At 57.4% G+C, this 11,857-nt stretch carries 7 protein-coding genes; 4 read left to right on the top strand and 3 right to left on the bottom strand.

All coding sequences use genetic code 11. From position 1 onward, the window contains the following. The first annotated feature begins 4 nt into the window (after positions 1 to 4). From AC236I_RS12730 to mrdA, 4 genes are all read left to right on the top strand, one after another. The gene (locus AC236I_RS12730; protein WP_004861833.1) at positions 5 to 640 is read left to right on the top strand and encodes an urea amidolyase associated protein UAAP2; all 636 of its coding nucleotides are present in this window, start codon (positions 5 to 7) and stop codon (positions 638 to 640) included. 168 nt (positions 641 to 808) lie between these two features. Next, the gene (gene uca / locus AC236I_RS12725; protein WP_487608508.1) at positions 809 to 4,414 is read left to right on the top strand and encodes an urea carboxylase; all 3,606 of its coding nucleotides are present in this window, start codon (positions 809 to 811) and stop codon (positions 4,412 to 4,414) included. After that, positions 4,411 to 6,210 (top strand): allophanate hydrolase, encoded by a 1,800-nt coding sequence (gene atzF, locus AC236I_RS12720; RefSeq protein ID WP_487608507.1) that lies wholly within the window; start codon positions 4,411 to 4,413, stop codon positions 6,208 to 6,210. Before uca ends, atzF begins: the two co-directional genes overlap by 4 nt. 222 nt (positions 6,211 to 6,432) lie before the next feature. Next, entirely contained in the window at positions 6,433 to 8,355 is a 1,923-nt protein-coding gene (mrdA, locus tag AC236I_RS12715) for a penicillin-binding protein 2 (RefSeq protein WP_487608506.1), read from the top strand. Between the two features lie 146 nt (positions 8,356 to 8,501). Here the strand turns inward: mrdA and AC236I_RS12710 are convergent, their stop codons facing one another. The 3 genes from AC236I_RS12710 to AC236I_RS12700 form a co-directional block, all read right to left on the bottom strand. Then, on the bottom strand, positions 8,502 to 9,881 hold the full coding sequence (locus AC236I_RS12710; RefSeq protein ID WP_433903866.1) for a sugar porter family MFS transporter: 1,380 nt from the start codon (positions 9,879 to 9,881) through the stop codon (positions 8,502 to 8,504). 1 nt (position 9,882) lies between these two features. After that, entirely contained in the window at positions 9,883 to 10,389 is a 507-nt protein-coding gene (gene rbsD / locus AC236I_RS12705) for a D-ribose pyranase (protein ID WP_004861848.1), read from the bottom strand. Between the two features lie 79 nt (positions 10,390 to 10,468). After that, positions 10,469 to 11,851, bottom strand: a complete 1,383-nt coding sequence (locus AC236I_RS12700; RefSeq protein ID WP_052626740.1) for a sugar porter family MFS transporter — start codon at positions 11,849 to 11,851, stop codon at positions 10,469 to 10,471. Between the last annotated feature and the right edge of the window lie 6 nt (positions 11,852 to 11,857).

The raw sequence follows: 11,857 nt of genomic DNA, 5'->3' as shown, positions 1-11,857 counted from the left end.
TGCGATGAGCCTTGTGACCAGTACCCGTAACCCCGCCGATGCCGTCTATCGCCACGTGATTCCCGCAGGCGAACCCTGGCTGTTCGAAATCAAAAAGGGGCAGACCCTGCGCCTGCTCGATCTGGAAGGCAACCAGGCTGTCGATACCCTGTTTTATTGCGCCGACAGCCCACGCGAGCGTTACGATCCGCAGCGCACGCTGCGCCGCCAGGGCAACGCCTACCTGACGACCGGCAGCGTGCTGTACTCCAACCTCGGGAATCCGCTGTTGACCATCGTGGCCGATACCTGCGGGCGCCACGACACCCTCGGGGGGGCCTGCGCGCAGGAGAGCAACACCGTGCGCTATGCGCTGGATAAACGCTACATGCATAGCTGTCGGGATAATTTTCTCTGCGCCTGTCTGCATGACGGCCGGCTGCATAAGCGTGATATTGGCGCCAATATCAACTTTTTTATGAACGTTCCGGTGACGGAAGCTGGCGGCCTGACTTTTGAAGACGGGATCTCTGGCGCCGGGAAGTACGTCGAGCTGCGCGCGGAGCGCAACGTGATCGTCCTGATCTCCAACTGCCCGCAGCTGAATAACCCCTGCAACGGCTGGAATCCGACGCCGGCGGAGGTGCTGGTATGGAACTGACCCGTTGGCAGCGCTGGCGCCTGCTGGCCTGGCGTCTGTTTGCCGTTCGCGCCGACCGCCTGTTAAGCACACCTTCGCGCAAGCCCTGAATGCTTGTGCGCCTCGGGGACGGCCCCGGGGACGTCGAATTTTTTGGCGGGACGACCCGCCACGACGCGAGTCCCTTGTATGTTCAAAACCTTACTGATTGCTAACCGCGGCGCCATTGCCTGTCGAATTTTACGCACCCTGCGCGCGATGCAGGTGAAGGGCGTAGCGGTCTATTCCGACGCGGATCTCAGCAGCCTGCATATCCGTGAAGCCGATGAGGCGATCGGCCTTGGCGACGGCCCGGCGGCGCAAACCTACCTGATGACGGAAAAAATCATCGCCGCCGCTGTAAAAAGCGGGGCCGAAGCGATTCATCCCGGCTACGGTTTCCTGTCGGAAAACGCCGCCTTCGCCGAGGCATGTGAAGCTGCCGGGCTGGCGTTTGTTGGCCCGACGCCCGCTCAGCTCCGCACGTTTGGCCTGAAACACACCGCCCGGGCGCTGGCCAAAGCGCAGGGCGTGCCGCTGCTGGAGGGGACCGGTCTGCTGGCCGATAGCGTTGAAGCGTGCCGGGCGGCGGACGCCATCGGTTATCCGGTGATGTTAAAAAGCACCGCCGGGGGCGGTGGTATCGGGATGCGCGTCTGTCGCGACGCCCGCGAGCTGACGGACGCTTTTGAGACCGTACAGCGGCTGGGGCAGAACAACTTTAGCGATGCGGGCGTGTTTCTCGAAAAATACATTGAACGCGCGCGCCATCTGGAAGTGCAGATATTCGGCGACGGGCAGGGCGAGGTCATCGCCCTCGGGGTGCGCGACTGCTCGATACAGCGGCGCAATCAAAAAGTGATCGAAGAGACTCCGGCGCCCAATTTACCCACCGCAACGGCGGAGGCCCTCTGTGCGGCGGCGGTCGCGCTGGGCAAAGCGGTCAGCTATCGTAGCGCCGGGACGGTCGAATTTGTCTATGACAGCGCGGCGCAACGCTTCTATTTTCTCGAGGTGAATACCCGGCTCCAGGTGGAACATGGCGTCACCGAGCAGGTGTGGGGCGTCGACCTGGTGCGCTGGATGGTGGCGCTGGCAGCCGGAGATTTACCGCCGCTCACTGCGCTGCTGGCCGATCTGACTCCACGGGGGCACGCTATCCAGGCGCGTATTTATGCGGAGGATCCGGGCCGGCAGTTTCAGCCATCGCCGGGTCTGCTGACCGAGGTGCTCTTTCCACCGGCGGACGGCGAAACGCTTCGCATCGATCGTTGGGTAGAAGCCGGCTGCGACGTGCCGCCATTTTTTGATCCGATGCTGGCCAAAACGATCGCCTGGCGGCCAACCCGCGCAGAGGCTATCGCTGAACTGGCCCGGGCGCTGGCGAACACCCGCCTGTATGGCGTGGAAACTAACCGCATCTATCTCCAGCAGATTCTGGGCTTTGAACCCTTTACCCAGGGTGAACCCTGGACCCGTTGCCTGGAACAGCTGAACTATCGGGCCGCCACCGTCGAGGTGCTCAGCGCCGGGACGCAGACCAGCGTCCAGGATTTTCCCGGACGGCTGGGCTACTGGGCGGTGGGCGTCCCGCCGTCGGGGCCGATGGACGATCGGGCGCTGCGTCTCGGCAACCGGCTGCTGGATAACCCGCCGGGAGCAGCGGCGCTGGAAATCACCCTGAACGGGCCAACGCTGAAGTTTCATTGCGCAGCCCTGGCGGTGGTGAGCGGCGCCGGCGTCCCGGTCACCCTTGACGGTATCGCGCAAGAGATGAACCGCGTATTGCCGATCCCGGCCGGGGCGACGCTGAAAATCGGCGCCGTCGAAGGGGCGGGGGTCAGAAGCTACCTCTGCCTGCGCGGCGGCATCCAGGTGCCGGATTATCTGGGCAGCAAAAGTACCTTTACTCTTGGACAGTTTGGCGGCCATGGCGGGCGGGCGCTGCGCAGCGGGGATGTTCTGCATCTGGCGCCAGACGGCAAGGGAGAAACTGGCGCCGCGCTGCCTGTTGCGCTGGTGCCGCCGCTGGCAACGGTGCGTACCCTGCGGGTGATTTACGGTCCGCACGGTGCGCCGGAATTTTTTGCCGCAGATTACATCGACACCTTTTTTGCCACCGACTGGGAGGTGCATTTTAACTCCAGCCGTACCGGCGTGCGGCTGATTGGCCCTAAACCGCTGTGGGCCCGCGACAGCGGCGGCGACGCGGGGCTGCATCCGTCGAATATTCACGATAACCCTTATGCCGTCGGCGCGGTTGATTTTACCGGCGATATGCCGGTTATTCTTGGCCCCGACGGCCCGAGCCTCGGCGGTTTCGTCTGCCCGGTGACGGTGATTGAAGCCGATCTCTGGCAGCTGGGGCAGTTGAAAGCCGGCGACAAGGTGCGTTTTGTCGCCGTGGATCTGTCCACGGCCCGTCGACTGGCGGCTGGCTACCGGGAGGAGCTGGCGACGCTGGAGGCAATGCCCGTGGCGTGGCAACCCGCGCGGTTAACTTCCCCCGTGGTGATGAGCTGCGGAGAGGCGGATAAGCGTCTGGTGGCCCGTCTTTCCGGCGATACCCATCTGCTGCTGGAAGCGGGAGAGGCGGAGCTCGATCTGGTGCTGCGCTTTCGCATTCATGCTCTGATGCAGGCGCTGGAAAGCGGCTCCCGCGCGGGGGTGATTGACCTGACGCCAGGTATTCGCTCTCTGCAAATTCATTTCCAGCCGGAAACCCTGACGCTTGACGCGCTGTTGAGCTGGGTGAGCGTGGCGTGGGCGGCGGTGTGCGTCAGCGACGATCTGCAGGTGCCGAGCCGGGTGGTCCATCTGCCGCTGTCGTGGGACGACCCGGCCTGTCGCACCGCTATCGATAAATATATGACGACCGTACGGCGCGACGCGCCATGGTGCCCGAGCAACCTCGAATTTATCCGCCGGATTAACGACTTACCGGACGAACAGGCGGTATGGCAGACGGTGTTCGACGCCAGCTATCTGGTGATGGGGCTGGGCGATGTCTATCTTGGCGCGCCGGTGGCGACGCCGCTCGATCCGCGTCATCGTCTGGTGACCACCAAGTACAACCCGGCGCGTACCTGGACGGCGGAAAACTCGGTGGGGATCGGCGGGGCCTATCTGTGCGTCTACGGTATGGAAGGTCCCGGGGGCTACCAGTTTGTTGGCCGAACGCTGCAGATGTGGAATCGCTATCACGAGGTCGCCGACTTCGCCGGTAAACCCTGGCTGCTGCGCGTCTTCGACCAGCTGCGTTTCTACCCGGTTTCTGCCGAGGAACTGCAACAGATCCGCCGCGATTTTCCGCTTGGCCGCTATCCGCTGCGCATTGAGCACAGCACTCTGCGGCTGGCGGAGTACCAGCAGTTTCTGCAGCAGGAAGCGGTAAGTATCGACGCTTTTCGCCAGCATCAACAGCGCGCCTTCAATGATGAACGCGAACACTGGATAGCCAGCGGCCAGGCGCATTTCGATAGCCAGGAAGTCCCGGCTGACGCGGGTGTCGAGGCGCCGCTGCAGCGCGGACAGCAGGGCGTGGAGAGCCCGATCTCCGGCAATCTGTGGCAGGTGCAGGCCGCCGCGGGGAGTCATGTGCGCGCCGGCGACGTTCTGGTGGTGCTGGAGTCAATGAAAATGGAGATCCCGCTGTTGGCGCCGTGCGACGGCGTGGTGCAACAGATGAATGTTCAGCCGGGGGCGTCGGTACGCGCCGGGCAACGTGTGGCGGTGATCCTGGAGGAGAACGTATGAGTCAGCCAACCTTTGATTTACGTCTTGCGACCCTGGCAGAGGCGTATCGCCGCGGCGAATTGACGCCGCGCGCGCTGCTGGCCGATATCCGCCAGAAGGCGCAGACGCTGAATCCGGAGTATCAGTTGTTCATTCATATACTGACGGCGGATGAGCAGGAGCCCTGGCTGGCGGCGCTGGATACGGTTGCGCCGGAGACGCTACCGCTGTACGGCGTGCCGTTTGCCATCAAAGATAATATCGATCTTGCGGGAATTGCCACCACCGCCGCCTGTCCGGCCTTCGCCCGCACCGCGACTGAGGATGCCACTATCGTGGCCCAGCTAATTGCCCTCGGCGCTATCCCGGTCGGCAAAACCAATCTCGATCAGTTTGCCACCGGCCTGAACGGAACGCGTTCGCCCTACGGCCGCTGCCGTAACGCTTATCATGCGGACTATCCCTCCGGTGGATCCAGCGCCGGTTCCGCGCTGGCTGTCGCGCTCGGAGTGGCCAGCTTCGCCCTCGGAACCGACACCGCCGGCAGCGGGCGGGTCCCGGCTTCGCTCAATAACCTGGTGGGACTGAAGGCCAGCAAGGGACTTATCTCTACCGCCGGGGTGGTGCCGGCCTGCCGGACCCTCGACTGTACGACATTCTTTACCGCCACCGCCGACGAGGCCAGCCGGCTGCTGGCCCTGACCGCACGGCTGGATCCGCGAGATGCCTACAGTCGCCGCAACCCGCAGTGGAACAGCCGTCAGGCGTTTGGCGCCCCGACGCCGGGATTTCGCTTCGGCGTGCCGCAGACGCTGAATTTCCTTGGCTGTGCGCAGAGCGAGTCACAGTTTATGCAGGCGAAAGCACGGCTGATAGCCCTTGGTGGCGTGCCGGTCAACCTCGATATGACGCCGTTTCTTGCCGCCGCGCGCCTGCTGTACGACGGCCCGTGGGTCGCAGAACGTTATGCGGTGGTGGAACCGTTGATTACGCAGCAGCCTGAGGCGGTGCTGCCGGTGATTCGCGAGGTGCTGGCGAAAGCGCCGGATACCGATGCCGTGGCCACATTCCGCGCAATGTACCAGCTGCAAGCGTACAAGGCGCAGTGTGACGCGTTGCTGGAGACGCTGGACTGCGTGCTGACGCCGACCTGTCCGCGCCCGGTGACGCTGGCCGAACTGGAGGCCGAGCCGGTGCAGCGAAATGCCGATCTTGGCTACTACACCAACTTTATGAACCTGCTGGATTATGCGGCGGTGAATGTGCCGGTCGGTTTTCTGGCAAACGGATTGCCCTCCGGCGTCACCCTGTTTGGCCGGGCTTTCACCGACCAGTACCTTCTCGGTGTGGCCGACGCGTTCCAGCGCGTACAGCCACTGCCGCTGGTCGGCGGGAATCTGCTGGCCGCATCGTTGCCTGCCGCCACCGGTAGCCACGATCGTATGCCGCTGGTGGTCTGTGGCGCCCATCTTGATGGCCTGGCGCTGAACGGGCAGCTGCGGGAGCGGGGCGGGCGTCTGCTGACGGCCATACAGAGCGCTCCATGCTATCGGCTGTATGCCCTGGCCGACGGACGTCGTCCAGGGATGGTGCGTGATGAAAACGACGGCGCGGCCATCGCCGTGGAGGTCTGGGAGCTGCCCTCGTCGGAGCTGGGCTCGCTGCTGGCGGCCATTCCCGCACCGCTGGGGCTGGGCAAGGTCGAACTGTCCGACGGACGCTGGCTGAGCGGTTTTATCTGCGAAGGGTACGGTCTGCAGGGGGCTACCGACATTACCGGCTACGGAGGCTGGCGGGCCTGGCTGACCCGCGGCTGACCCCGGGGCCTCTGCCTTAACCGGGCAGAGGCCTTTTTGTGACAATGTCACACTCATTTCATCCCCCGGGTTTGTGCTGGCGCCTGCCGGGTATCTAACATGCTGAAACATTTCTGCTAAATCATTAGCAACCTTTCTGTAGGGCTGACGCGTCGATAACGCTATTCTGCTGCGCTTTTTCTTTTTTTCGCCTTTTATGCAAACTCAAGTGAATTGCCGCTAATGACCCTATTGAGAGATGAAATTCGCGATCACTCAGCGGAAGAGATGCTGTTTATTCGTCGTGCCGCGATCGCGTTTCTACTGGTGGTGGTCTGCTTTGGCGTGCTGATTTTTAACCTCTACCGTTTACAGGTTAAGCAGCACGATTTCTATCAGACCCGATCGAATCAGAATGACATAAAAATGCTGCCTATCGCGCCAAGCCGTGGGCTTATTTTCGATCGCAACGGTATCCCGCTGGTACAGAACATCACCCTCTACCGCCTGCAGGTGATCCCGAGCAAAATTCCCGATATGACCACATTGCTGAACGCATTGACACCGATCGTGGATTTGAGCCCCGATGATATCGCCAGTTTCCGCGACGATATGCACCACAACAGTCGCTACAAGCAGGTGACCCTGAAGTCGGCCCTGAGCGATGTTGAAGTGGCGCGATTTGCGGTCAACGAGTTCCGTTTTCCGGGCGTCACGGTGGAGAGCTACCAGCAGCGTGACTACCCCTACGGCGCCCAGCTGGCGCACGTGGTCGGCTATGTATCGAAAATCAACGACAGCGACCTGCAACGCCTGGACAAAAACGGTGAGGCGGAAAACTATGCTGCGGACCATAATATCGGCAAGCAGGGCATCGAAGGCTATTACGAAAAAGAGCTCCACGGCATGACCGGTTATCAGGAGGTGGAAGTCGATAACCATGGTCGCGTGGTGCGCCTGCTCAAAGAGGTGCCGCCGGTAGCCGGGAAGAATATCTACCTGACGCTGGATCTGCATTTACAGCAGTATATTGAAGGGGTACTGAAGGGGCAGCGCGCGGCGGTGGTGGTGGTTGATCCACGCGACGGCGGCGTGCTGGCGATGGTTTCCAGTCCCAGCTATGACCCAAATCCCTTCGTGAAGGGGATTGGCTATAAGGCGTACCGTTCTCTGCTCGATAACCCGGACCGCCCGCTGATTAACCGCGTGACCCAGGGGCTCTATCCGCCGGCATCGACGGTAAAACCCTATATGGCGCTGTCGGCACTTTCCGCTGGCGTGATTACGCCCACCACCACCTTTTTCGGCGCGCCGACCTGGACACTGCCCGGCACCCAGCGCCGCTACCGCGACTGGCTGAAAACCGGTCACGGGATGTTGAATGTCACCAAGGCGATTGAGGAGTCGGCGGATACCTTCTTCTATCAGGTGGCCTTCGAAATGGGCATTGACCGCATTCACAGCTGGCTGAGCAAGTTTGGCTACGGGCAGTTAACGGGGATTGATTTGAATGAAGAGTATGCCGGGGTGTTGCCGAGCCGCGAGTGGAAGCAGAAGGTGCATAAAAAACCGTGGTATCAGGGGGACACCATTTCGGTCGGCATCGGCCAGGGCTACTGGATCGCCACGCCAGTCCAGATGGTGAAGGCGCTGACGACGCTGCTCAACAACGGCAAGGTAAAAAATCCCCATCTGCTCTATTCCATGAAGCGCGGCAATAAGGTTGAACGCTATCAGCCGCCGGATAATACGCCGCAGGTGGGCGACCCGAAATCGCCGTACTGGGGCATCGTGCGCAACGGGATGTACGGCATGGCTAACTTGCCTAATGGCACCGGTTATAAACTGTTTCATACCGCGCCGTACCAGATTGCCGCGAAATCCGGTACCTCGCAGGTCTTCAGCCTGAAAGAGAATCAGACCTACAATGCGAAGATGATCCCGGTCAGACTCCGCGATCATATTTTCTATACCTTGTTTGCTCCGTATCAGCATCCAAAGGTGGCGATGGCGCTGATTCTGGAAAACGGCGGCGGCGAGGGTGTTGTCGCCGGGCCAACGGCGCGCGCTATCCTTGACCACATCTTTGATCCGGCCAACGCGCCTGATGTCGCACAGGGGGCTGAAGCCAGCGTTCCGCAGATAGACAGCGCCGACGCGCAGTAGAACAGGAGAGTATCGCCCGGTGTTGTGCTGGCCGGGCGAGGTTACAGCGGTAAATCGCCGTCAACATGATGTGGTCTGCCGAGGCCGGTGAGGGTACTTGCAGAACGTCAGCCAGAGGCGAGGCTGGCTGACGTTTTAGTGGGGATTCAGGCTTCACTCATTTCTGCACTGATTTGCTCAAGTGATTTGTTTTTTGTTTCAACAACGAAAAACAGGTTAAGTAAAAACCATAACAGGCAACATGCCCCGTACAGTAAGAATGGGAAGCTGCCGTTAAAGATGTTGTTGAGGGTCAGGCTGTTTGTAAGCATAGGAAATGTCTGTGAAACGATAAAACTCCCCGTCCAGATGAGTAGCGTGGCCCACGACATCAATTTATCACGGATCATATTTGGTGCCATTTCCGGGATGATAATCCATAAAATGGGGCCGATAGTCCCACCAAAAAAGAGGATGTAAACTATCATAATAACCAGCATAAGCATGCTGGTGACGCCCATCCAGATTAATATTCCGAGAAGCGTAATGGCAACAAAACAGACAAATGATCCGATTATTAGTAGTTTTCTCCTTCCGTATTTCTCGACGTTATACACCGCCCACACCGCCGCCGCAAAAAAAGCGATACCAATAATAATTTGCTGATAATAAGCCGTTTGTTCATTGGCAATTCCGATGTTCTCGAATAATACATTGCCATAATATAGCACGGCATTTATTCCGCACAGATTGGCCAGTAACGCCATGGCCATGATAGTGAAGGAGACTTTGCGGTATTTTTTAGACAACATCTTTTCATTATTATGCGTTACATTTTGCGGATTAAACGATTTTTTTATCTCCGCAATAGCTGTCTGGCTATCATATTGTTGTCCGTGAATGAACTGAAGAATGACTTCCGCTTCCTCCTCACGATGTTTATTAATCAACCAGCGAGGAGATTCCGGCAAAAAGAATGCTAAACCCATGAACACACAGCCAGGAACCGACATGGCACCGAGCATATAGCGCCAGGAGTACTGCGTCGCCCACTCGGCATCAGGCGTCCAGCCGGCAACCAGGGCATTAACCAGATAGACGGAAAGGATCCCGAAGGCGATCATCATCTGATAAAAACCGAGTGTTTTCCCCCGCACCTGGCTGGCCGAAATTTCACCAATATACACGGGGGCAGTAGCTGAGCCCAGTCCGACACCGATCCCACCGGCAATTCTGCAGAGAATAAACATGGTAAAGTTATAGGGGAATGCAGTACCAATTCCGGCAAGAAAAACCAACCCTCCGGTAATAATCAGCGCCTTTTTTCTTCCCAACCGGTTGGTGATAAATTGACCGCTGAAAGCGCCGATCATAAACCCAAGGACAACAGAAGATACGGCCCATCCCATCCCTATATCATCAAGGGAGAAAAAATTCCTTAAATGTAATATCGCACCGGCAATCACCGCGGAGTCAAATCCATAGAGTAAACCGGCCAGTGAGGCAATAAGGGATAACTTATAGCTCGTGGTATATACTGTTTTCATTTTATTCACCGGTTTTCTTTATGACGGGTACGGCCCCATTTTTGATTTTTGCTGATCTTTCTATATATTCAGGAATGATTTGCATTGAATCGTCAAACCACGCATCAGGGTCGGTACTCGCCACCAGGGCAAAGTTACCCCATGGCATTAAGGATCCTGAACGAATAATGACTCTGGCGCTGCCATAGACTTCAGCAACTAATTGCGCGTGAGGAATTAAAGTGAAATCAGCGCCTGAACCGGTAAATATTTCAGTGACACGCTGCAGGAGTTTCGGGTTTTTTTGCGGTACTTCATCGGCAAAAATTACATTCTCAATAAAAATCTCCTGTCGCAGGACCGATAAAATATCAAGTAAATCAATCATCCCGGCATAAAAAGCGAGATCGATTCGCTGGCTATGGGACGGGATTGGCGCACCTGCGTCGGTAACTAATACAATATCACCATGACCTAAACTGGCCAGCGCTTCGGCGATCTGCGGATGTAGAATTTTACCAGGTCTCATAATATTCTCCGGTTATAGTTATTTAGGCGTACAGAATCAGGTAATGTATTTTTCTATTTATCCAGACGGTGCCTGGTGATTATTTTCGATGTAATTCGGTTTCAATTTCCTCCAGCGTTTTCCCTTTGGTTTCCGGCACCTTCGTCAGGACAAAAAATAAAGCGATGATGGATATACCGGAAAAGATAAAGAAGGTATTTGCCGCGCTAATATTTTCCACCAGAACCGGGAAGTATCGTGAAACCAGGAAGTTTCCTCCCCATAATGCGAAGGTTGCTATTGATACGGCGATGCCACGGACGTGAATCGGGAAAATTTCAGCGATAATGACATAGGCTACCGTGCCGTAAGATACGGCAAAAATAGCCACATAGGCCAGAATGCAAATCAGCAAAAGCGTGGTTTGTGTTTCACTGGCGCGAAACAGAAGTCCGATACAGCCAAGAGCAATGGCCATTCCCGCCGAGCCGAAAATGAGCAACGAGCGGCGGCCAACCTTATCGATTATCCACATTGAAACCAGCGTTGAAATAACCAATACCAGTCCGATAAGTACGGTAAACGACATCGCGCCGCTGACATCAACTCCCGCGGTTTTAAATATTTCCGGGGCGTAATAAAAAATCGCGTTGATGCCTGTTATCTGCTGAAAGAGTGCAACGCAAAAGCCAACCACCAGCGCTTTACGTAAGCGCGGGGTGAAGAGTTCACGCAATCGCGAAGGAGAGTCGCTTAATAAGGCGGACTTAATTGCAGCGAGCTGCTCGCGGGCTGTTGTTTCATCGGGATTTATTTTGCGCAGTATAGTCAGACCCTGCGCATCTCGTCCTTTGCGTATCAACCAACGTGGGCTTTCCGGCACCCAGATCAGTAGCAACAGGAAAACAATTGCCGGTGCGATACCGGTGGCGAAAATAATTCGCCAGCCATGTTCAACATTCCATGCTTCACTGGCGTGACTGGCAATCACTGCGGCAATTGAAAAAATGGCCAGATTACCCACGCAGTTGAAAAGCTGATTAAGTGAGACCAGACGCCCGCGAATATGGGCTGGGGAGACCTCCGCAATATAGAGCGGGGCAATTGTCGTTTCCACGCCGATACCGACGCCCACCAGAATACGGAACCAGACCAACATTTCCGCCGTTGTCGCCATGGCTTCACCCAGAACGCCAAAAATAAAAATCAGCGCCGTTAACAACAGCACCTTTTTTCGCCCTACGGCGTCGGAAAGTGGTCCCGCCAGCGCAACGCCCACAATACATCCAATAATGATGGATGAGGTGACCCAACCAATACCATCGGCATCCAGTGCGAATCTGTTTTGCAAAAAACCAACGGAACCCGAAATGCTACCGTTATCAAAGCCAAACAGAAACCCGCCGACGGCGGTGACGATTGAAATCAACAGGACGTTGCGCATCCAGACATTTTTTGCCGTGACATGTGCATGACTAACCATAGTACC

The sequence above is a fragment of the Klebsiella sp. Sb-30 genome (assembly GCF_057652795.1).
This window is presented reverse-complemented; position numbering and strand designations above follow the sequence as displayed.